General features: G+C 61.8%; 19 protein-coding genes. 14 read left to right on the forward strand and 5 right to left on the reverse strand.

Features of this window, described 5'->3' with window-relative positions; genetic code table 11:
• A partial coding sequence (locus FIV38_RS30155) for a hypothetical protein (RefSeq protein WP_211368514.1) occupies positions 1-265 on the forward strand: 265 nt, incomplete at its 5' end.
• Here FIV38_RS30155 and FIV38_RS28665 read toward each other — a convergent pair.
• On the reverse strand, positions 250-720 hold the full coding sequence (locus tag FIV38_RS28665) for a copper chaperone PCu(A)C (protein ID WP_029292891.1): 471 nt from the start codon (positions 718-720) through the stop codon (positions 250-252). The two genes, FIV38_RS30155 and FIV38_RS28665, sit on opposite strands and share 16 nt — an antisense overlap.
• The gene (locus tag FIV38_RS28670) at positions 720-1,325 is read right to left on the reverse strand and encodes an SCO family protein (RefSeq protein WP_029292889.1); all 606 of its coding nucleotides are present in this window, start codon (positions 1,323-1,325) and stop codon (positions 720-722) included. The genes FIV38_RS28665 and FIV38_RS28670 overlap by 1 nt, the downstream gene beginning before the upstream one ends.
• Before the next feature lie 320 nt (positions 1,326-1,645).
• On the opposite strand from FIV38_RS28670, the gene FIV38_RS28675 reads away from it, so the two are divergent.
• From FIV38_RS28675 to hemN, 3 genes are all read left to right on the forward strand, one after another.
• The gene (locus tag FIV38_RS28675; protein ID WP_029292887.1) at positions 1,646-2,089 is read left to right on the forward strand and encodes a CopD family copper resistance protein; all 444 of its coding nucleotides are present in this window, start codon (positions 1,646-1,648) and stop codon (positions 2,087-2,089) included.
• A gap of 82 nt (positions 2,090-2,171) precedes the next feature.
• Positions 2,172-3,497: an oxygen-independent coproporphyrinogen III oxidase gene (locus FIV38_RS28680; protein WP_139273572.1), complete on the forward strand. Its 1,326-nt coding sequence runs from the start codon at positions 2,172-2,174 to the stop codon at positions 3,495-3,497.
• On the forward strand, positions 3,484-4,869 hold the full coding sequence (gene hemN, locus FIV38_RS28685) for an oxygen-independent coproporphyrinogen III oxidase (RefSeq protein ID WP_032866570.1): 1,386 nt from the start codon (positions 3,484-3,486) through the stop codon (positions 4,867-4,869). Before FIV38_RS28680 ends, hemN begins: the two co-directional genes overlap by 14 nt.
• Before the next feature lie 368 nt (positions 4,870-5,237).
• Here hemN and FIV38_RS28690 read toward each other — a convergent pair whose 3' ends face one another.
• From FIV38_RS28690 to FIV38_RS28700, 3 genes are read right to left on the reverse strand one after another with little or no spacing between them, the layout of a single operon-like run.
• Positions 5,238-6,074 carry a metal-dependent hydrolase gene (locus tag FIV38_RS28690; protein ID WP_029292881.1) on the reverse strand — a complete coding sequence of 279 codons (837 nt, stop codon included), beginning with the start codon at positions 6,072-6,074 and terminating at the stop codon, positions 5,238-5,240.
• Positions 6,074-6,970 (reverse strand): SDR family NAD(P)-dependent oxidoreductase, encoded by an 897-nt coding sequence (locus FIV38_RS28695; RefSeq protein ID WP_070995959.1) that lies wholly within the window; start codon positions 6,968-6,970, stop codon positions 6,074-6,076. Before FIV38_RS28695 ends, FIV38_RS28690 begins: the two co-directional genes overlap by 1 nt.
• The gene (locus tag FIV38_RS28700; RefSeq protein WP_092235714.1) at positions 6,967-8,523 is read right to left on the reverse strand and encodes a flavin-containing monooxygenase; all 1,557 of its coding nucleotides are present in this window, start codon (positions 8,521-8,523) and stop codon (positions 6,967-6,969) included. Before FIV38_RS28700 ends, FIV38_RS28695 begins: the two co-directional genes overlap by 4 nt.
• A 299-nt stretch (positions 8,524-8,822) precedes the next feature.
• On the opposite strand from FIV38_RS28700, the gene FIV38_RS28705 reads away from it, so the two are divergent.
• The 10 genes from FIV38_RS28705 (at position 8,823) to FIV38_RS28750 (ending at position 22,469) form a co-directional block, all read left to right on the forward strand.
• A complete protein-coding gene (locus FIV38_RS28705) occupies positions 8,823-9,821 on the forward strand; it encodes an alpha/beta fold hydrolase (protein ID WP_235861069.1) in 999 nt (332 codons plus the stop codon).
• Between the two features lie 326 nt (positions 9,822-10,147).
• Positions 10,148-11,425 carry an alkane 1-monooxygenase gene (locus tag FIV38_RS28710; protein WP_070995962.1) on the forward strand — a complete coding sequence of 426 codons (1,278 nt, stop codon included), beginning with the start codon at positions 10,148-10,150 and terminating at the stop codon, positions 11,423-11,425.
• Between the two features lie 146 nt (positions 11,426-11,571).
• Positions 11,572-12,066, forward strand: coding sequence for an alkane oxidation protein activator PraA (praA, locus tag FIV38_RS28715; RefSeq protein ID WP_092235720.1), 495 nt, complete (start codon positions 11,572-11,574; stop codon positions 12,064-12,066).
• Between the two features lie 129 nt (positions 12,067-12,195).
• On the forward strand, positions 12,196-12,720 hold the full coding sequence (gene praB / locus FIV38_RS28720; RefSeq protein WP_092235723.1) for an alkane oxidation protein activator PraB: 525 nt from the start codon (positions 12,196-12,198) through the stop codon (positions 12,718-12,720).
• A gap of 125 nt (positions 12,721-12,845) precedes the next feature.
• Positions 12,846-14,285 carry an outer membrane protein transport protein gene (locus FIV38_RS28725; RefSeq protein WP_092235726.1) on the forward strand — a complete coding sequence of 480 codons (1,440 nt, stop codon included), beginning with the start codon at positions 12,846-12,848 and terminating at the stop codon, positions 14,283-14,285.
• A gap of 298 nt (positions 14,286-14,583) precedes the next feature.
• On the forward strand, positions 14,584-17,109 hold the full coding sequence (locus FIV38_RS28730; RefSeq protein ID WP_092235729.1) for an acyl-CoA dehydrogenase: 2,526 nt from the start codon (positions 14,584-14,586) through the stop codon (positions 17,107-17,109).
• Between the two features lie 82 nt (positions 17,110-17,191).
• Positions 17,192-18,535: a 3-oxoacyl-ACP reductase gene (locus FIV38_RS28735; RefSeq protein ID WP_070995965.1), complete on the forward strand. Its 1,344-nt coding sequence runs from the start codon at positions 17,192-17,194 to the stop codon at positions 18,533-18,535.
• Between the two features lie 2 nt (positions 18,536-18,537).
• Positions 18,538-19,440 (forward strand): MaoC/PaaZ C-terminal domain-containing protein, encoded by a 903-nt coding sequence (locus FIV38_RS28740; RefSeq protein ID WP_029292860.1) that lies wholly within the window; start codon positions 18,538-18,540, stop codon positions 19,438-19,440.
• Complete coding sequence (locus tag FIV38_RS28745) at positions 19,437-20,735, forward strand: acetyl-CoA C-acetyltransferase (protein WP_092235731.1); 1,299 nt, start codon at positions 19,437-19,439, stop codon at positions 20,733-20,735. The genes FIV38_RS28740 and FIV38_RS28745 overlap by 4 nt, the downstream gene beginning before the upstream one ends.
• 30 nt (positions 20,736-20,765) lie before the next feature.
• Entirely contained in the window at positions 20,766-22,469 is a 1,704-nt protein-coding gene (locus FIV38_RS28750; protein ID WP_092235733.1) for an AMP-binding protein, read from the forward strand.
• Positions 22,470-22,644 lie beyond the last annotated feature (175 nt).

Consider the following 22,644-nt stretch of genomic DNA (forward strand, 5'->3'; position numbering starts at 1 on the left):
GGCTGCGAAGCAGCCCCAAAACCAGCCGCTGCGGTGTATCTGGTACAACGCATTCGGCTTATTGGGGCTGCTTCGCAGCCCAGCGCGGGGCAAGCCCGCTCGCCACAACTGCGCTATCTGCCTGGATTTAGGCGTTGCGGCAAAGTTGTGTAAATACCTATGGCTATCGCAGGCAAGCCAGCTCCCACAGTTGATAGGTGGTATGGCCACAATTCCCAGCTTCGCTGATATCCCCCTGTGGGAGCAGGATCAATGGTTCATGTGATGGCCGTCAGCACTGCCCAGGCTGCGGGCCGGGGCCTGGATCTGGATGTCCTGCTTCTGGCCCTTGGCATCTTCCACGGTCAGGGTCAGCGGCACCTGGTCGCCTTCCTTGATCTGCCCCGTCAGGCCCATCAGCATCACGTGATAACCCTCGGGATCGAGCTTCACCGCCTGGCCGGCGGGCAGTGCCACGGAGTCCACCGGGCCCATGCGCATGACGTCGTCCTTCATGCTCATCTCATGAATCTGCACATCCTTGGCCACCGGCGACTTGACGCTGAGCAGCTTGCTGTCGCTGTCGGCGGTGAGGGTCATGAACGCACCGCTCGAATGCTGCCCGGCCACGGTGGCGCGGGACCAGGCGTCGCTGACTTGGACCTCGGCGCTGGCGTGGGCAGCGAGGCCCAGCAGGGAAAGACCGAGGGCAATGCGCTTGAGGGTATGGACAGCAGTCATTAGCAGACCTCCATGACGGTGAGCAGGTCTTCTGCGCACTCTTTGGCGTTAAGGGATGCCGACAGGCCCAGGCGCAGGTTACCGCGGGTGTCGAACACAAAACTGGTGGCGGTGTGGGACAGGGTGTAGGTATCACCGGCGGGGATTTTTTCATAAAAAATCCCGAATTCCTTGGCGGCCACGGCGACTTCTTCCGGGGTGCCATAGAGCGCTTCGAAGCTGGGGTCGAAGGCCTTGACGTAGGCGTCGAGCACCTGAGGTGTGTCGCGCTCCGGGTCCAGGGTGATAAAGATCACCTGCATGATTTCGCCATCGCGCCCCATCAGCTTCTTGGCCTGGGCCATGCGTGCCAGGGTCGTGGGGCACACCGCTGGGCATTGGGTGAAACCGAAGAACACCACCGGCATCAAGCCGCGGAACGAACTCAGGGTGACGGTTTCACCGGCCGTGTTCTTGAGCTTGAACGTGCGGCCCATGATCTTGTCGCTCAAGTCCTTGCCGTACTTGAAGTTCAGCTTGGGGCCGGTGTCGCAGCCGCTCAGCAGACCCAGGCCCAGCAGGCCCATACCGGTGAGGACCTTGCGGCGGGTGAATAGCGTACTCATGAAATGGGCGTCCCGTGAAGCGCCTGACGGCTGCGCATAACAGGTCAGTCAGGCTTTGAAAAGCGGTGAACAGGAAGGCTGGGTAGTCTACCGACCTTGATCGCGCTGGATAATCTGCGACGTTCTGCCACAGGGGCGGTCGCCACCTTATCAGCCAGGGCGTTGATTGAGTCTGTGGCACACTGTCGCAGACACGGCCCAAGGCCCGCCGCACAAGGCTTTGGGCAAATGTTTCAACGATTATCAGGGCCCTTGACCCGCATCAAGGCAGCGCGCGCCCACGGTGGGCACAGTCACGGTACAAGCACCGTGAGGTTCTGATGCTCTATCTCCTATTCCTGCTGGCCCATCTATTCGCCGCGCTGATATTCATCGGCACGGTGTTCTTTGAAGTGTTGATCCTCGCCAGTGTGCACAAGCAACTGCCGGCCCGCGTCATGCTGCTAGTGGAGCAGGGCATCGGCCGCCGTGCCAGGGCCTTGATGCCGTGGGTGCTACTGGTGCTGTTTGGCGCCGGCATCGGCATGGTCTGGTTGCGCTATCTGCCGGTGCTGGCGACGCCGTCGAGTTCGGCATTCGGCGCGTTGCTGACCCTCAAGCTGATCCTTGCCGCCAGCGTGCTGATGCATTTTTTGCTGACCGTGTGGTTGATGCGCCGTGGGCGGGTCAGCGCGGCTTATCTGCGCTTCGTCCATCTGAGCCTGTTTTGCCATATGGTCGCCATTGTGTTGTTGGCCAAGAGCATGTTCTACATCACCTGGTAAACGTCGGCGCTTGATGCATATCAAGGTGCGCTGTCCGGTCGCACCGCACAATGACCCACCGTAGCCAGACCCGGAGGCCGTCATGCTCACTGTCATTCATCCCGCCCGCGAGTGGCGCCTGCGCCGTGACCAAAGCGTGCTGGACCAGGGCCAGGTCGACATCGGTAAATTTCATACGGGCATCGGCTCCCTTGATTTACTGCGCGCCTTGCGCAGCAGCCGCCAGCGGCAACGGCCCCTGGCGCTGAACCTGCAGTGGCCGGCAGGCCTGGTGGCGGATGCCTACCTCGGCGCGCTGGAACAGGAGATTCACCTGGTCGGTTGCCACGTGGGCGGTCGGCAACCGGTGGACCAATTCCATCTGGGCGGCGCCACCCCGGCCATTGCCGACCTGCAACGCGTGATGGCGCACCTGCGCAGTCGCCTGCACTTTCTTGATCACGACCAGGGCGACTACAGCCTCGACCTCGACCCGCTGCACACAGACTGGGCAACCATGGGCCTGTTGCGCGACCTGGGGTTCAACCACATTAATATCGGCGTGCCGGATGCCAGTGCCGAGGCCACGCCGTCAGTGGCCGGATATCAAGACCCGGCGCCGATCCAGTCGCTGATCGACGCAGCGCGTACCTTCGGCTTTCGTTCGGTGAATGTGGACCTGGGCTATGGCCACGCCTGGCAGACCTGCGAGAGCTTTGAAACCAAGCTGGCCAGCCTGATCGCCCTTGAGCCGGACCGCCTGCAAGTCTTCGATTATGCCCGGGCCCCACGGCGCTACCAGCAGCAGCCACGGCGTGCGCTGTCGTCGAATGCCGACAAATGTGGCATGCGCCGCATCGCTTTCCAGCGCCTGGAAGATGCCGGTTATCACTACATCGGCCTGGGCCAGTTCGTGCGCCCCGACGACGACCTGGCGCTGGCCCAGGAGCGCGGGCACCTGAGCCGCAATTGCCAGGGTTTTACCCGTCACGGCTACTGCGACCATATCGGTTTTGGCCTGGGCGCCATCAGCCAGCTCGACACCCTGTATGCGCAAAACACCGACGACCTGGCGCTCTATTGCCAGCAGTTGGGCAGCGACCTGTTGCCCACCGCCCGCGGTTGGCGCTGCGAGGCCGGCGACCAGATCCGCCAGCACGTCATGGAGCGCCTGGCCTGTGACCTGGAGTTGGATATCCTGGCCCTGGAGCGCCGCTATGGGGTGATTTTTTCCCGCTATTTCTCGGCGATCTGGCCGCTGCTGGAGCATTTGCACCAAGACGGCCTGATCGATCTGTCCGAGCGTTTCCTCTGTGTACTGCCAGCAGGCCGGCACCGGGTCGAAGCCCTCTGTGCGCTGTTTGACCGGGCAGGCAGCGCCGTCCCCCCTTGCTCCAACGATGAGACCATCGACCATGAAAGCGTTTGAGTTCAACCGGGCCCTAGTGCAGAAATACGACCGCCCGGGGCCACGCTACACCTCGTACCCGACGGCGCCGCAGTTTCACGCAGCCTTCGCCCTGGACGATTACCAGCAGGCGGTCGCGGCCAGCAACCACGCGCTGACGCCAAAGGCGTTGTCGGTGTACATCCACATCCCGTTTTGCCAGAGCCTTTGCTACTACTGCGGCTGCCACAAGATCATCACGCGCAAGACCCACCGCGCCGTGGAATACCTGAGCTACCTCAAGCGCGAAATCCAGATGCAGGCGGCGCTGTTCGACCGCGCGCGGCCGCTGACTCAGTTGCATTTGGGGGGCGGTACGCCGACCTATCTCGATGATGGGCAACTGGCCGACTTGATGGACTGCCTGGCCCAGGGCTTCAGCCTCGATACCAGTGACCGCCATGAGTTTTCCATTGAGGTGGACCCGCGCACCATCAGCGTCGAGCGGATTCACAACCTGCGCGGGCTGGGCTTCAATCGCCTGAGTTTTGGCGTGCAGGACTTTGATGCCGATGTGCAGGCAGCGGTCAATCGCGTGCAGAGCGAAGAGCAGATCGTGCAACTGGTCTCGGCAGCGCGGGAGGCGCAGTTCAAGTCGATCAGTGTGGATCTGATCTACGGCCTGCCGTTGCAGACCGTGGCCAGTTTCGACGTGACCCTGGGCAAGCTGATTGCCCTGCGTCCGGACCGCGTGGCGGCGTACAGCTATGCGCACCTGCCGACACAAATCCGCGCCCAGCGCATGATCCGCCCCGAAGACATGCCCCCCCCCGAGCGCAAGCTGGAGCTGTTGGAATTGACCATCCGCCGGCTGACCGAGGCGGGGTATGTGTATATCGGCATGGATCACTTTGCCTTGCCCGACGATGAACTGGCCCTGGCCCGGGCCAATGGCACCTTGCAGCGCAATTTCCAGGGCTATTCGACCCATGCCGATTGCGACCTGATCGGGCTGGGCGTCTCGGCCATCGGCAAGGTGGGTGACAGCTACAGCCAGAGCGTCAAGGAGTTGTCCCAGTACTACGCACGTATCGACGCCGGGTTGTTGCCGGTGCAGCGCGGCTACCGCCTGAACGCCGATGACGTGCTGCGCCGCGACGTGATCAACGGCCTGATGTGCCATGGGCGCATTGACTTTGCCGGGGTCGAGGCCGGCCACGCGATCCGCTTTACCGAATACTTCGCCCAGGCGTTGTCGCGGTTGGATGAGCAAGTGGCGGATGGCTTGCTGCATATCCAGGATGACGGCGTGCAGTTGCTACCCCAGGGGCAATTGATGGTGCGCAGCGTAGCGATGGCGTTTGATGCGTACTTGGGCGGGCAGCAGAAGGGGCAGTTTTCTCGTACGGTCTGACCGCACGCCTGCTGACCGAAGAGGCTTGTTTGGTGCCTTCTGTGGCGAGGGGGCTTGTCCCCCGCTGGGCTGCGCAGCAGCCCCAATAAGACCGCCGCTTTTTATCAGGCAGACCGCAGCGCCTGGGTTCAGGGCTGCTGCGCAGCCCAGCGGGGGACGAGCCCCCTAGCCACAAGAAACTTGCCGCACCCCCGGACTTACTGTGGACCACCGTCTTTATGTGGCGAGCGGGCTTGCCCCGCGCTGGGTGGCAAAGCCACCCCAACCCCCTCACCATGCTCCACCAGACACCCCGAGGTGGCAGGATTTGGGGCTGCTGCGCACCCAGCGGGGGTGCCCCCTCGCCACAAAAGCCCCTTCACCACAGGTCAGGTATAGGCGCTGTTAGTGCGCTCTATCTCTTCGACCAGCTTATCGATCCCTTCCAACCGCGCGCGGTTGTCGTGATCCCAGGGATGAAACCCCGGCTTGAAGTAATGCAGCCAAGGCCGCGCCATGCGCGGGAATACGCCCCTGGCGCCGTAGAGAAATTTCAACATCCGCCAGAACCCTTTCAGATGGCCACCCGCGCGGCGGTCGGCGATCAGTAGGCGCAGGTGGAAATCAAACACCACCAACCAGAAAAACACCGTGGTGAACAGCATGGTCCCGGTGCGCAGCAGGTAACGCTTGGGCCCCGGCTTGATCACGCGGTTCCACACATCAAAGGCCACGGCCTTGTGTTCCGTTTCCTCAAGGGCGTGCCAATACCACATCTGCTGGTAGCCCTTGAGCGAATCCCCAAAGCGCGTGGGGTCGCTGAGGAGGATTTCCGCGAGCATCGCCGTGTAATGCTCCAGGGCGATGGTCACTGCCAGGTTGAAGGACGGCGGCAAGTGCTTCTTTTGCAGGTCGAGGATGAATTTCAACCGCCGGTCAAGCAGGTGGGCGGGCAGCCCCGCGGCTTGCAGCAGCTCGTTGTAGGCCACGTGCTCACGGCTGTGCATGGCTTCCTGGCCGATAAACCCCTGTATTTCCTTCTTTAACGCCGGGTCGTCGATGCGCTGGCGATAGTGGCGCACGCTGTCCATGAAGAACAGCTCGCCCTGGGGAAACAGCAGCGACAGGGCATTGAAGAAATGCGTGATGAAAGGGCCTTGCTCGTGCCAATCCTTGATGCGTTCGGCGGGCAGGGCAAAATGCAGGTCGCGGCGAATGGGCAACATTATGGCGACTCCTGTTCTGTGATGGGGTTGGGCAGCGGTGCCTTGCGCTTTTTCGGTGCCATGCGCCGGCTGGCGAACACCACCAACGCCTGATAAGCCGCCGGCAACCAGCGTGCAAGCAAGTCCAGGGCGTAGGCGTCGCGGCCGATCAGCACGCGGCGCTTGTTTTTGCGCACGCCTTGCAGGATCACCTTGGCGGCCTGGTCGGCGTCGGTGATAAACAGCTTCTCGAAGTCGGCGCGGGCCTGTTGTTCGCTATGGATCAAGAACCCGGTCATGTTCGCGTCGATCCGGCTGCTGCGGCAGATATCGGTACGGATCCCGCCAGGATGCACACAGGTGGCCGAGACGCCGCTGCGTTGCAGATCCAGCTCCTGGCGCAACGATTCGGTGAAGCCGCGCACCGCGAACTTGGTGGCGTTGTAGCCGCTCATGCCAGGCTGGGCGAACAGGCCGAAGACGCTGGACGTGTTGACCACATGCCCGTCGCCGCTGGCCTTGAGGTACGGCAGGAACGCCTTGGTGCCGTAGACCACACCCCAGAAGTTGATGCCGACGATCCACTCAAGGTCGGCGTAGTCCACACCTTCCACCGTACTCGACAGGGCCACCCCGGCATTGTTGAAAATCAAATTGACCTGGCCATGCTCGGCCGCACAACTGGCGGCCCAATCCTCCATGGCCTGGCGGTCGGCAACATCCACCTCCCGCGCGGTCACGCGGATCGGCGCCAGGCTGCTGCGCTGGATCAGCTCCACGGTTTGCTGCAGGCCGGCCTGGTTTTTGTCTGCCAGGGCCAAGTGGCACCCCTCGCGCGCCAGGGCCAGGGCCAAGGCGCGGCCCATGCCGGACGCGGCACCGGTGATGGCCGCCACGCGACCATTGAATGACTTCATGACAGGCTTCCTTCTGCGGTGGCATGGGGTTGCGCGAGGGGGCGCTGCGCAGTGCCAGTCACCAGTGGCGTGACTTGATAGTCGCCCAGGGCGAACTGGCGGGTGACCTGCTTGAAGCGCCAGGTCGAACCGGGCCACAGCGTGGTGTTTTTGCCGGTGCGCGGGTCGAGGTACCAACTGCGGCAGCCACCGGTGTTCCAGATGGTGCCCTGGAGCTTTTCCTGGATTTTCAGGTTGTAGGCGCGTTCCACCGCCGGCTTGACGTCCACCGTGGCAATTTGCTGGCGGCGCATCTGTTGCAGGGCATCGAGGATGTAGGTGACTTGCGCCTCGATCATCAGAATCATCGAGTTGTGGCCCAGCCCGGTGTTGGGCCCGACGATCAGGAACAGGTTCGGATAACCCGGCACGGTGGTGCCCTTGTACGCATGGGCGCCATCGCGCCAGGTGTCCATCAGGTCGATACCCTCGCGCCCGATGATGCAGTCGCGGGGCAGGGGATCGCTGGCCTGGAACCCGGTGCCGAAGATCAGGCAGTCAGCCGGGTGCTTGATGCCATCGGCGGTGATGACGCCGTCGGCTTCGATCCGCAGCACGTTGTCGGTGACCACCGCGACATTGCTGCGCGACAGCGCCGGGTAGTAGTCGTTGGAAATCAGCACGCGCTTGCAGCCAATGGTGTAGTCCGGCCGCAGGATCTTGCGCAGGGAAGGGCGCGCCACTTGTTTGTGCAGATGGCGCAGGGCGATTTTCTGCACCATTTTCATCAGCCTTGGGTGCAGCGCAAACCCAACCACCCGACCTTCCAAGGCCCAGTAAAAGGCCCCGCGCACCAGGCGTTGGGTAAACGGCAAGTGTTTGAAAGCCCAGCGTTCGACCCGTGAAATGGGCCGGTCCGGCTTGGGCATGATCCACGGCGGGGTGCGCTGGAACAGGTCCAGGTGCGCCACCTGCGGGGCGATCTGCGGCACGAACTGGATGGCGCTGGCGCCGGTGCCAATAACGGCCACGCGCTTGCCCTTCAACGAATAGTCGTGGTCCCACTGCTGGGAGTGAAAGCGCTTGCCCTTGAAGCTGTCCAGCCCCGCGATATCCGGCAGCGCCGGGCGCGACAGGCCGCCCATCCCCGACACCAGCACCCGCGCACTGACGTGGCGGCCATTGCTGAACTGCAATTGCCAGCGTTGCAGTTGTTCATCGAACACCGCCCGTGTAAGACCCATGCCAAAACGCAGGTACGGCGCCAGCTCGAAGCGCTGTGCACAGTGTTCCAGGTAGGCGCGGATTTCCGCCTGGGGGGCGAACTGGCGGGTCCAGTCGGGGTTGGGCGCAAACGAAAACGAGTAGACATGGGATTGCACATCGCAGGCGCAGCCCGGGTAGTGGTTGTCGCGCCAGGTGCCGCCCAGGGAATCGGCCTGTTCGGCAATGAAGAAGTCGTCGAGCCCGGCTTGCTTGAGTTTGATCGCCATGCACAGGCCGGCAAAGCCTGAGCCAATGATCGCGATATCCACACAATCTGCCGCGCCGCCCGGCTGGGTAGAGGCATTCATAGGGTGTCCCTCGTGGGCTGTGGGCGCCTTACGGGTTTTGACATCGGATGTGCTCCTTTTTTGTTTTTGGCTTTTAGATAGAACACCATTGCAAAGAAAAATTGAATTTATTATTTTAAAAAAGATTTTAAATAATCTACCTGAAAATATCGCCTACGCTAGAACCTTGTCCTTTATGTGCGATTTGTCCGACGGACGAGCCTTTGCGCACGCAGTTGAAGTCCAGGGTGTGGACGATGGCTGAGGTCTTGACCAATACCGGTCGGATCGCCAGCAGCAGGGAAGCCGAGGACCGAGCTATGGCTGTCGAATGGGTTGTCGCTGCGGGTGTGTTTATAGCTGCGAGTGCGGCGTTGTGGGGCTTGAGTGCCTGGATGACGCGCCGTATCGAAGTGGCTGTTCCAAGTAACGGGCGCTTTCTGGAGGTCGATGGCGAGCGCTTTCATTATGTAGAGGAGGGCAAGGGGCCGCCGCTGGTGATGATCCACGGCCTGATGGGCAGCAGTCGCAACCTGACTTATGCCTTGTCTGCCCAATTGCGCGAGCACTTTCGGGTGATCACCCTGGACCGCTCCGGCTCAGGCTATTCCACCCGGCATAAAGGCACCGGTGCCGACCTGCAAAGCCAGGCCCGGCAAGTGGCGACCTTTATCCAGACCCTGGACCTGGGCCAGCCCCTGGTGCTGGGGCATTCATTGGGCGGGGCGATTTCCCTGGCATTGGCCTTGGATCATCCCCATGCGGTGTCCGGGCTGGTGCTGGTGGCGCCATTGACCCACCCCCAACGCATGATCCCCCTGGTGTTTCTCTCTCTGGCCGTGCGCCCGGCCTGGCTGCGGCGCTGGGTGTCGCGCACGCTGACGGTGCCCATCGGCATGCTCACCAGCGGCGCAGTGGTCAAGGCAGTGTTCGCCCCCGACCCGGCACCGGCCGACTTCGCCACCCGTGGCGGCGGGATGCTGGGGATGCGCCCTGACAACTTCTATGCCGCCTCCACCGAAATCGGCCTGGTCAATGATTACCTGCCAGATATGGTCAAGCGCTACCCCCAACTGCGCCTGCCCATCGGCCTGATCTATGGTTCGCGGGACAAGGTGCTGGACTTTCGCAAACACGGCCAGGCCCTGGCAGACAAGGTGCCGGGGCTCAAAATGCAGGTGATCGAAGGCCGCGGCCACATGCTGCCAATCACCGCCACCGAGCGCGTGGCAGCCCTGGTGGAGCAGGTGGCCAAGCGCAGCAAGCCGGTAGAAAGCGCCACCGTCCTGCACCCGCCATTTGCACTGGCGAGCAAATAATCGTGCACCCCACGGCGTGGTCGAGAGTCGGTAACGCTTGCCCTAGACACCTGACCGAATGGATGAAAAAGAGACTGCCCGGTCACGTAGAAAAGGCTTCGAAAAAGTAGTTGACGACCTAACGGTTCCGCGCTATTTATTTAAAAAAATATTTCAATATTTATTTTGAAATGATTTTTGAAATGCCTAAGAGCGAATAAAATAATGAAAAAAACGCCTTTTATCGCATGGTTGATTTCAAGTGGCTTTCAGTGCCGCCTGAATCTGTTGTCTGCCTCTTTTGCTTCGCTCTCCCTCCCTGCCGCGCAGTGCGCCCGGAGGCTGCCATGAATCAGACCCTGGCAGCCCCGCACGTCTGGACCGACGGTAAGCGCCACCTGTGGTGGCTCGGCATCATGCCTTTGGCAACCCCGCTATTGTCCGGCGCGCTGGCCATCACCACCGGTGTACAAGAACTGTGGTGGGTGGGTGTGCTGGTGATTTTCGGCCTGATTCCGCTGATTGACGGCCTGCTCGGCGAAGACGTCAGCAACCCGCCGGAATCTGCCGTCAGCGGCCTTGAATCGCAGAAGTACTACCGCTGGATCGTCTACACCGGCGTGTTGCTTGTTATCTCCTCCCTGGTGATTACCGGTTGGCTGGCCGTCAGCGGCATCGACTGGATGATCAACGGTGGGCTGCTGCAACTCACGGCGTCCATGGACCCATCGAGCTGGATGGCGCAAACCGCCAGCTTCCTGACTGCCCGGGTGCAACTGCACGGTGACGTCAGTTGGTTCACCTACCTGGGCATGGCCATGTCCACCGGCGCCGCCACCGGCATCGCGATCAACACTGCCCATGAACTGGGGCACAAGCCGCGCCTGCTGGAGATCGTGCTGGCCAAGATCACCCTGGCGCCAACCTTCTACGGGCACTTCTATACCGAACACAACCGTGGCCATCACGTACGCGTCGCCACCCCGGAAGACCCGGCCAGCTCCCGGCTGGGGGAGAGCTTCTGGGCGTTCCTGCCGCGCTCGGTGTGGTTCAGCGCGCGTTCGGCCTGGAACCTGGAACGCGAACGCCTGCGCAAGCTCGGCCTGCCGGCCTGGCACTGGAAGAACGGCGTGCTCAGCGCCTGGATGTACAGCGTGGTGTTGTGGGGCGCAATGATCGCCTGGCTGGGTGTGGCCGTGATTCCCTTTTTGGTGATCCAAGGCATCTACGGCTTCTCGTTGCTGGAAGTAGTGAACTATGTCGAGCACTACGGCCTTAAACGCCAGAAGTTGCCCAATGGTCGTTATGAGCGGTGTTCGCCGCGCCACTCCTGGAACAGTAACCGTATTGTCACCAATATCTTTCTGTTCCAGTTGCAGCGCCACTCCGATCACCACGCCAACCCGACCCGCAGTTATCAGTCGCTGCGCCACTTTGATGAATCACCGCAACTGCCCTACGGCTACGCCAGCATGATTGTCTGGGCCTACATCCCTTACTTGTGGCGCCGGCGCATGGATCATCGGGTACTGCGGCACTACTCGGGGGATGTCACCCTGGCCAATATCCAGCCATCCAAACGTTTGAAAATACTGGAGAAGTACGGCAAGACCAGCACCTTCTAATGTGAATCAACTGTTGTAGGGCGCACTCGGGATCTGTGTATCGCGCAGGGTTTCATCGCCCACGGTTTACCGGTTTCGAGTGCTGCTTAGTTGCAAGAAAGTTGTTTGACCCTAACAAAAATAAAATCAAGGGAAGGACGTACACCATGCAAAAACCTGCCAAGTTCACTACGCATATCGTGCTCGCTGCACTGGGGCTTATCGCCTACCACCAGGCCCAGGCAGCGCGTATCGAACCCGCCGGCAGCGCCTTCACTGCCCAGGGCCCCATCAGCTTTTCCAAGGGCGCGCTGATCAGCGCCGACTGCACCATCAAAGTGGCCGGCAAGGTTGCGGCCGATGGTTCGCAAGTCAATGTCGACAAGGTCGAGTTCGACGGCGGCCTCAAGTGCCGCCGCGTCGAAGCCATCAACTTGCCGTGGATCCTGGTGGCCAAAGACACCACCAGCGGCTCTATGTCGAAGATCAGCGTCGACGTGCACGCCTTTGGCCTGGGCGGCAAGTGCGGCCCATCCACCGCCGAAGGCACCTGGGATAACGCCACCGGCAAGTTGGAGGCGGCCAATGTGCCGATTGGCGAAGACTGCAAGATCAAGAGCGTGTCGATCAAGATGCCGCCGACTTTCAAAGTCGTCGAGTAAACACCCGAATTTGTAGCGGTAAATGAATTGAAATTTGGCTGGAAAGGGAAGTCCTGCTGTTTCTCCGTGACCTCTCGATCATGGCCATTACCCCGGCGAAATGACTCGCCATACATGTGAGGAAAAATAATGAAAAGTTTCAAAACCCTCGTTTGTGTAAGTTCGTTTGCTCTGTGCTTTGGCGCGGCTTCGATGGCCAGTGCGGCATCTTTTAGTCCAGTTGGAGCGACGTTCGTTACAGGGGCTACTGGGAGTATTGAGGTTAAGTCTCCTTCTTCGTTCCAGAACTCGGTGACCTGTAAGGCTGTTTTCGAAGGCAAGGTCCGTGCAGATGGCAAGGCGGATATCACCAAGGTCACCATCTCTCAAGGCACCAGTTCTTTGTGCGATCTGCCTCAGATCACCGGATTGCCTTGGTTGCTGGAGCCTCTCACCGCGACGACTGGCAAGGCTCACAACGTTGGCTACAAGATCGTCACTCCGGGCTTCCCGCCGCCAACCAACTGTGGCCCTTCCTCCATTGACGTGCTGTTGTCATCGACTCCGGCACCGTCGCCAAGCATCACATTGACTGCGAATAATCAACCGCTGTCTGGTAGTTGCACCGTCGTGAAGCTGAATGTTGGTGCTACCGGGGTCACTATCGTTCCTTGATGCAGGAACTGCTCCAAAAGGGCTGATCACCCAGAAAAAGGCAGGCGCCTCGTTAGAGGCGCCTGTTGAAGCAAGTCCGACCGGTTTGACCGGTCGAGACGGATAAAAACAATAAGGAGTGGGGCATGAATAATAAGAAACAACAGGCGCAAGCGTTTCTCGGCCTGGCATTGTTGAGTGGGCTGATGGCGACTGCAGGCTCGGTCCAGGCAGGCGGCTTCATGACTCCTACCGCTAACACTGCTGGTTGGGGCCGGGCATTCGGTGGTGGTTCGATGTTCAAGAACGACCCTTCAGCGGCCTACAACAACCCTGCTGCAATGGCCTTTATTGACAAGACCATCTCGCAGTTCACCATCAACTACGCAAATATCGATATCAAATACAAAGGATCGGCCTACGACTATTCTGGCCGTCCGATGTCCGACACGACCCTTGACGAAAACTACAGTCCGATTTACCACGATCGTACCGGTAACGGTGGTCAGGCGGGTTTCGAGGCTTGGGTGCCTACGGGTTTTATGGTGATCCCGATCAATGACCGTTTTGCCTTTGGTCTGAGCCAGGTGGTGCCGATGGGTGCCCGCACCACGTACGACCAGGATTGGAAAGGCCGCGACTTTGCGGTGGACACTCGCATCGAAACCGTGGGCCTTACCGGCTCGCTGTCGTTCAAGGTCAATGATGAGTTTTCCATCGGTGGCGGTGCGATTCTCCAGCACACCAAAGGTTTTGTGAGTCAGAACGTCGACCTCTATGCCGCTGCTGCGCAGTCGCCGGACTTTGGGATGATTCCGTTCCCGGCCGGCCAAGGTTTCGCCTTGATGCGTGTCAAGGTTGACAATAACTCCCTGGGTTGGTTTGCGGGGATGACCTGGAAGCCCACGGCGCAAGACACCCTGGGTTTGAACTACCACGCCAAGATCAAGAACAAGCTGGAGGGCAAATACAATATGCACGCCGATCCAGGGTCGGTAGCACTGATGACCACTCCGATGGTCGATGGTAAAACCCTGGTTGAGATGGCTTACCCTGGGCTGCAGTTGTTTCCCGGCGGCGCCAAGGCCTCCACGCAACTGGACATTCCTGCCAACGCGTCCCTGGACTGGGTGCACGACTTCTCTGACCGCCTGACCCTGGGCGCCAGCGTGACCTGGACCCAATGGTCGTCCTTCGAGGCGCTGACCTTGAAGTCCAATGGCAGCACCATCGTGTCGATCCCGTACAAGTACAAGAACACCTGGATGTATTCCTTCGGTGGCGACTACAAGCTCACGGATGATTTTACCGTGCGCGCCGGTGTGGCCTTCGACCAGACCCCAACCCGCAACTCCACCCGTGACCCACGCATCCCGGATGGTGATCGCACCTTCGCCTCCCTGGGCTTTGGCTACAACATCCGCGCCATTCCTGGCCTGAGCATCGACGGCGCGTATTCCCGCCAGTTTGTCGAAACCGTCAAGCTCAAGACCAAGAACGTTGATCGGCTTGGCGCAGGTTCGCTGGATGGCAAATCCGAGGCCAAGGGTGAAGTGGTCAGCCTGTCGGCCACGTACGCCTTTTAACGTGTCTGCGTAGTACCGAGGTAAAACCACAGTCAGCGCATCTTTCTGTGGGGTTTACCTCCGAGTGCACCAATGGGTCGCCCACGCGACCCATTGTGAGTTCTTCCTCCTTCTGGCATTTCGGCTGACGCGTTTGGCCATGAATTTTTTCGCGAACCGATTAAATAAAAATTTCAAAACAAAATTTGAATTTAGCTTTTCAAGTTTGTAGTGTGGTGATCAGTCGCAGGCCATACCGGCTTGCTGACCTGCATGCCGTGCCCTGAATAAGTTGCCCTGAATAAGTAGAGGTATCTCCATGGTTATCTGGTTACTGGCGGGACTCGCTGCGGCGACTGCCCTGGCGTATCGACAAGCGGCAGCCACTTTGTGGCTGGGGGCTGGCCTGGTCTGGTTGGCCGGTGGCTATCTGTTCAATGGGGTCGCAGGGTTTGGCCTGAGCGTTGCGGCGCTGTTGGTGGTGTTGCCGGCGCTGCTGCTGAGCATCAAGCCTGTGCGCCGGGCGCTGCTGACCAGCAAGGCCCTGGGTCTGTTTCGCACGATCATGCCGGCCATGTCCGACACTGAGCGCGCCGCTATCGAGTCCGGCACCGTGTGGTGGGATGCTGAGTTGTTCAGCGGCAAACCCAACTGGCAGCGCCTGCTGCAAGCCGCGCCGGCACGCTTGAGCGCCGAAGAGCAGGCGTTCCTCGACAACGAAGTGGAAACCCTCTGCGACATGGCCAACGACTGGGAAACCACCCAGGTCTGGCAGGACCTGTCGCCCGAAGGCTGGCAGTACACCAAGGACGCCGGTTTCCTCGGCATGATTATTCCCAAGCAATATGGCGGCAAGGGCTTCTCCCACTATGCCCATTCGCAGGTGGTGATGAAGCTGTCGACCCGTTGCTCGGCGGCGGCGATTTCGGTGATGGTTCCCAACTCCCTGGGCCCCGCCGAACTGTTGCTGCATTACGGCACCGATGCCCAGCGCAATTACTACCTGCCGCGCCTGGCCCGTGGCGAAGACATTCCGTGCTTTGCCTTGACCAGCCCCTATGCCGGCTCCGACGCCGGGGCCATTCCAGACCTGGGCATCGTCTGCAAGGGCATGCATGAAGGCCAGGAAGTGCTGGGTTTCAGCGTGACCTGGGACAAGCGCTATATCACCCTCGGCCCCATCGCCACGGTGCTGGGCCTGGCCTTTCGCGCCGAAGACCCCAACGGCTTGCTGGGCCAGCCCGGCTCGCTGGGTATCACCTGCGCCTTGATCCCCACGTCCCATCCCGGGGTGAACAGTGGCCGCCATCACTGGCCCCTCAATGCGGTATTCCAGAACGGCCCGACCACCGGCAAGGACGTGTTTATCCCCCTGGAGTGGGTGATCGGCGGCCGCGAGCAAGTGGGCAACGGCTGGCGCATGTTGATGGAATGCCTGGCGGCCGGGCGGGCGATTTCCCTGCCATCGGCCAACGTCGGCCTGGGCAAGGTGGCGGTACGCGGCACCACGGCCTATGCGGCGATGCGCAAGCAGTTCGGCCTGCCGATCGGCAAGTTCGAAGGGGTGCAGGCACCATTGGCGCGCATGGCCGGGCACTTGTATGCCTGCGATGCAGTGCGCAAGGTATCGGTGGCGTCGTTGGATGCTGGCGAGAAACCTTCGGTGATTTCGGCGATTGCCAAATACCACGTCACCGAGCGTGCGCGAATCATCGTCAACGATGGCATGGACATCGTCGCCGGCAAGGGCATCTGCATGGGGCCCAACAACTTCCTGGCCCGTGCCTATCAGCAAAGCCCTATCGCGATCACCGTGGAAGGGGCAAACATCATGACCCGCTGCCTGATCATCTATGGCCAGGGCCTGATCCGTTGCCATCCTTACGTGTTCCGTGAGATGGAAGCGGCACGCAACACCGATCATCGCCAGGCGTTGCTGGCGTTCGACAGCGCCATGTTCGGTCACCTGAGCTTTGTGCTGGCCAATACCGTACGGGCGGCAGTGCATTCCCTGACAGGCGGGCGCCTGATTGCCGTGCCGGCCAAGACCGACCCGGCGCTGGCGCCTTACTACCGCCAGGCCAATCGGCTGTCGGTGGTGCTGGCGTTGATTTCCGATATCTCCATGGGCGTGCTGGGCGGTGCGCTCAAGCGCAAAGAAAGCATCACCGGGCGCCTGGGCGATATTCTGTCCCAGCTCTACATCCTGTCCTGCGTGCTCAAGCGCTTTGAGGATGATGGCCGGCCCCAGGCCGATCTGCCGCTGGTACATTGGTCGGCCCAGGACGCACTGCTGCGGGCCCATGAGGCCCTGGCCGAGGTGCTCGACAATTACCCCTCCAAGCCCGCTGCGGCAGTGATTCGTGGCTTGAGCTTCCCGTTTGGCATTCCCCAGCGCAAGCCGTCAGATCGCTTGCTGGCCCAGGTGGCCGAACTGGTGCAGACCCCCGGCGAAAGCCGCGACCGCTTGCTGGCCAATTCCTACATCCCACGTCCGGAAATCGACAAGCTGGCCTACGGCGAGTTGGCGTTCCGCCTGTTGCCACAGGTGGAGTTGATCGAAGGGCGGCTCAAGGCGGCGGTCAAGCAAGGCACCCTCGAACCGATGCCGATCAGCACCACCGCCTTCACCGCCTGGCGCATCAAGGCCCGCGCCCTGGACCTGATCAGCGCCGATGAAGACGCTTTGCTGGCGCGCTATGTGGAGTACGCCGACCACGGCATCCAGGTGGACGACTTCCCGCAGGACTTTGGCTTGCTGGAGGCATTGCAAAAGCGCCAGCAAACCTTGGAACAAGCAGCCAAGCCCAGCACCAGAAAGCGTGAAAACGCCCCGGTGAACTAAACACCAACACGCGCCCTGTAGGAGCTGGCAAGCCTGCTCCCACAGGAGATTGGGTTTGCAGGTCAGGAAAACGGATCGATTTATGAGCGACAGCTATCTCTCTTTTGTTAATTCCCCCTGGGGCCGTCGCCTGGCCCAGACCATTGGCCTGCCACAACCCTTGCCCCTGCAACGCCACCGCAGCGGCCAACAGGGCTTGGCCAACCCGGTGATCATCGCCGGGGCAGGGCGCCTGGCGGAGGAAGTGCGGCGCATCTTCAAGGCCACCGACACCGTGCCGGCCCAGGCCGCCACGCTCAAGGCGCCGTCCACGGTCAAAGTCCAGGGCGCGGTGTTCGACGCCAGCGCCGTGGTCGACCTTAAGCAATTGGACGAGCTCTACGAGTTCTTCCACGCCAACGCCCGGCGCCTGGGGCAACACGCACGGGTGGTGGTGCTGGGCACCGCGCCCGAACACTGCCAGGACTTGCCCCAGGCGATCGCCCAGCGCGCCCTGGAGGGTTTGGTGCGGTCCCTGGCCAAGGAACTGCGCCGGGCGATCACCGTGCAGTTGATCTATGTCGCGCCGGGGGCCGAGCAGGCCCTGGAAAGCAGCCTGCGGTTCTTCCTGTCGCGGCGTTCGGCCTATGTCTCGGGGCAGGTGGTGCGCCTGGAACAAGCGGTGGATACCGCGCCTGCCATCAACTGGGACAAACCCTTGAGCGGCCGCCGCGCCCTGGTCACCGGCGCCTCCCGCGGCATCGGCCTGGCCATCGCCCAGGTCCTGGCCCGTGATGGCGCGCAGGTGGTCTGCGTGGATGTGCCGCAAGCGTTGTCATCCCTGGAGCAGGCGGCCAGCAGTGTCGACGGCCACGCCTGGGCGCTGGATATCACCGCCGCCGATGCGGTGCAGCAGTTGCAGGCTTATGTCGCCGAGCACGGCGCATTTGATGTGGTGGTGCACAACGCCGGGATCACCCGCGACAAGACCATCGCCAAGATGACCGAAGCGGCCTGGCGCAGTGTGCTGGCGGTCAACCTCCAGGCACCGTTGCACTTGAGTGACGCCTTGCTGCAAGGGCAGGGGCTCAATGCCGGTGGGCGGATTGTCTGTGTGTCGTCGATCTCCGGGATCGCTGGCAACCTGGGGCAAAGCAACTACGCCACGTCCAAGGCCGGGGTGATTGGCCTGGTGCAGGGCCTGGCACCGGTGGCGGCGGCGCGGCAGGTCACGGTCAATGCTGTGGCACCGGGTTTTATCGAGACCCAGATGACCGCGAAAATCCCGCTGATGATTCGCGAAGCGGGGCGGCGCATGAACTCCCTGTCCCAGGGCGGGCAACCCATCGACGTCGCCGAAACCATCGCCTGGCTGGCGCACCCGGCCTCGGGCGGGGTCAACGGCCAAGTGGTGCGGGTGTGCGGCCAAAGCCTGTTGGGAGCCTGAACATGGACTACGTGACGCAGATTATCGACCCGCCACCGTCGCGCAATCGCCTGCTGCTCGACGGCCTGCTGGCGCTGCGCAAGCCTACGCTTGAAGGCGTGCCGAGCTTGCCCAAGGAGCGCCTGGTGCGCTCGGCGGTGCCATTGTGCGCCAATGAGATGGCCGCCTATGGCCGGGCCTGTGGCTTTCGGCGTGAGCAGGGCGTGCCGCTGTCCTATCCCCATGTGCTGGCGTTCCCCTTGCACTTGATGCTGCTGACGCGCCCGAGCTTCCCGTACCCGGCCAGCGGCATGGTGCATCTGGCCAATCGCATTCGTCAGCATCGGCGCCTGCAGGAAGGCCAGGCCCTGCGCCTGGAGGTGTTTGCCGAACGCTGGGTGGCCCATGCCAAAGGCCAGGCGTTGAGCATCGCCACCCATGCCTACAGCGCTGGCGAGTTGGTGTGGCAAAGCGACAGCCTGTACCTGCGCCGGGATGTGGCCAATCCGGTGGGCGAGCCTTGGGGCGACAGCCTGGCCTTGCCCGAAGAAGCCTTGCGGCGCACTCAACGCTGGGTGCTGCCGGCGGATCTGGGGCGACGTTTTGCCAAGGTGTCGGGGGATTTCAACCCGATCCACACCTCGCTGATCGGTGCGCGCCTGTTCGGCTTTCGCCGGGCCATCGCCCATGGCATGTGGACCTTGGGCCGCGCCCTGGCCGCGCAACAGCCTCCAGGCGGGCTGGACGTGGCCGAGGCCCACTGCGAGTTCAAGCTGCCGATCTTCCTGCCCGGCCAGGTCGCCCTGTGGAATGCCCCGGCAGACGGTCCCCACCGTGCATTCGAGGTGCGCAACCCGGCCGGCGACAAACCCCATATGCGCGGCCTGTTTATCTGGCACCCACGTTTTGATGAGAGTCGTCCATGAGTGACTACAGCTTCAGCCCCGCCCCGACGCGCCGGGTGGCGATTGTCGGCGGCAACCGCATTCCGTTTGCCCGCTCCAACACGGTATACGCCCACGACAGCAACCAGGATTTGCTGGTGGCCGCGCTGCAAGGCCTGGTGGACCGCTACAACCTCCACGGCCTGCGCCTGGGCGAGTTCGCCGCCGGTGCGGTGATCAAGCACTCGCGGGATTTCAACCTGGCCCGCGAGTCGCTGTTGTCCACCACCCTGTCTGCCGAGACCCCGGCCTACGACCTGCAACAAGCCTGCGGCACCGGCCTGGAAGCGGCGTTGCTGGTGGCCAATAAAATCGCCCTCGGCCAGATTGAAGTGGGGATTGCCGGGGGCGCCGACACCACCTCCGACGCGCCCATCGGCATCAACGAATCCCTGCGCCGTACGCTGCTGGCGGCGAACCGCGCCAAGGGTACGGGCAACAAATTGCGCAGCCTGTTGCAGGTGCGCCCGTCGATGTTTTTCAAGCCGCTGCTGCCGCGCAATGGCGAGCCGCGTACTGGCTTGTCCATGGGCGAGCACTGCGAAGAAATGGCCAAGCGCTGGCAGATCAAGCGCCTGGCCCAGGACGAACTGACCCTCAGCAGTCACCAGCGCCTCGACGCGGCGTATAAAAATGGCTTTTTCGACGACCTGATCAGCCCCTATCGCGGCCTGGCCCGCGACAACAACCTGCGCGCCGATGCCAGCCTGGATAAGCTCGCCAGCCTGGCCCCGGCCTACGACCGGCAGAACGGCACCCTCACGGCCGGTAACTCCACCCCCCTGACCGATGGCGCCTCGGTGGTGCTGCTGGCCAGTGAGGAATGGGCCGCCGCCCGCGGCCTGCCGGTGTTGGCGTACCTGCGCACCGGTGAGACCGCCGCGGTGAATTTCGTTGACGGCAGTGAAGGCCTGCTGATGGCGCCAGCCTATGCGGTGCCCCGCATGCTGGCGCGTGAGGGCCTGAGCTTTGCCGACTTTGATTTCTTCGAGATTCACGAAGCCTTCGCCGCCCAGGTGCTGTGCACCCTCAAGGCCTGGGAAGACCCTGATTACTGCCGTGAGCGCTTGGGACTGGATGCGCCGCTGGGCCCCATCGACCGCGACAAAATGAACGTCAACGGCGGCTCCCTGGGCTGCGGCCATCCATTCGCCGCCACCGGTGGTCGTCAACTGGCGGCGCTGGCCAAGGCCATCCACCAGCGTGGTGGCGGGCGCGGGCTGATTTCCATCTGTGCCGCCGGCGGCCTGGGCATTACCGCCATCGTTGAAAAGTAGCCGTACAAAAACAACAACAAGGAGACTGCCATGAACGCTGTGAGCCAGGAACAAACCGAACGTATCTGGTTGAACGCCTACCTGCCCGGGGTGCCCACGGACATTGAGGCCGGCATCGAGGACTACCCGTCGTTGCGCGAGGTCTTCCTGGAGCACCTGCACAAGTACCGTGACCGTGTGGCCTACGTCAGCATCGGCACCGAAATGACCTACGCCGCCTGGCAGGCCCAGGGCATTGCCTTTGCCGCCTGGCTGCAGGCCCAGGGTGTGCGCAAGGGCGACCGCGTGGCGTTGATGATGCCTAACTGCCTGCAATACCCGATCTGCTTGCTGGGCACCATCCTCGCCGGTGCGGTGGTGGTCAACGTCAACCCGTTGTACACCTCCCACGAACTCAAGCACCTGCTCAAGGACAGCGGCGCCGAGACCGTGGTGATCTTCGAAAACTTCGCCCACACCCTGGAAAAAGTCGTGGCCGGCAGCACCGTCAAACGGGTGGTCATTGCCGCTATCGGCGACCTGCTCGGCACCTTCAAGGGCGCGGCGATGAACTTCATCCTGCGTCGCGTGCAAAAGCAGGTGCCGGCCTTCAACCTGCCAGGCGCGGTGCGCTTCAACACCGCCCTCAAGCAGGGCCGGGGCCTGACGCACACGCCGGTGCCGCTGGCGCGCGAGGAACTGGCATTTCTGCAATACACCGGCGGCACCACCGGCGATGCCAAGGGCGTGATGCTCAGCCACCGCAATATCATCGCCAACCTGTTGCAGGCCAAGGCATGGGTCGGCGATCAACTGGATCAGAACCAGCAAGAAACCAACGTCACCCTGTTGCCGCTCTATCACATCTTTTCCCTGACGGTGAATTGCCTGATGTTCATGTGCCTGGGCGGGCGCAACATCCTGATCGCCAACCCACGGGACGTGAAGCGCGTGCAGATGATCCTGCGCAAGGAGCGCTTCAACGGGATTGCCGGGGTCAACACATTGTTCAACGGCTTACTGGAGAACGCCGAGTTCCGTGCGCGGGACTTTTCCGACCTGCGCCTGGTGATCGCTGGCGGCATGGCCACCCACACGGCGGTGGCCAAGCGCTGGAAAGAAGTCACTGGCCTGCCGATCATCGAGGGTTACGGGCTGACGGAATGCTCGCCGGTGGTGAGCATCAGCCCCATCGATATCTCACGCATGCGCGACATGGAATTTACCGGCAGCATCGGCGTGCCATTGCCGTCGACCTGGGTGCGCTTCATCCGTGAGGACGGCGCATTGGCTGACATTGGCGAGCAGGGCGAACTGCAGGTGCGCGGCCCGCAGGTGATGCAGGGCTACTGGCAACGCCCCAAGGAAACCGCCGAGGTGCTGGATGCCGAGGGCTGGCTGTCGACTGGGGATATCGGGGTGATGAATGCACAGGGCTTCATCCGCCTGGTGGATCGCAAGAAGGACATGATTCTGGTGTCGGGCTTCAACGTTTACCCCAATGAGATCGAGGATGTGGTGGCCTTGCACCCGGGCGTGGCGGAAGTGGCGGCGATTGGTGTGGAAGATGGGGTGACCGGGGAGAAGGTGAAAATTGTGGTAGTGCGCCGCGACCCGAACCTGACCCAGGAGCAACTGTTGGCTCATTGCCGGGAGTACCTGACGGGCTACAAGGTGCCCAAGTTTGTCGAGTTCCGCACCGAGGAACTGCCCAAGACTACCGTGGGCAAGGTCCTACGCCGAGCCCTGCGCTAACTGTAGGAGCCGGCTTGCAGGCGATAGCCATAGGCATCTACACAACTTTCAGAAACTGATGATCTTCCCTGTGGCGAGCGGGCTTGCCCCGCGCTGGGCTGCGAAGCAGCCCCAAAACCAGCCGCTGCGGTGTATCTGGTACAACGCATTCGGCTTATTGGGGCTGCTTCGCACT

This window comes from Pseudomonas proteolytica (assembly GCF_007858275.1).
GTDB classification, from domain to species: Bacteria; Pseudomonadota; Gammaproteobacteria; order Pseudomonadales; family Pseudomonadaceae; genus Aquipseudomonas; species Aquipseudomonas proteolytica.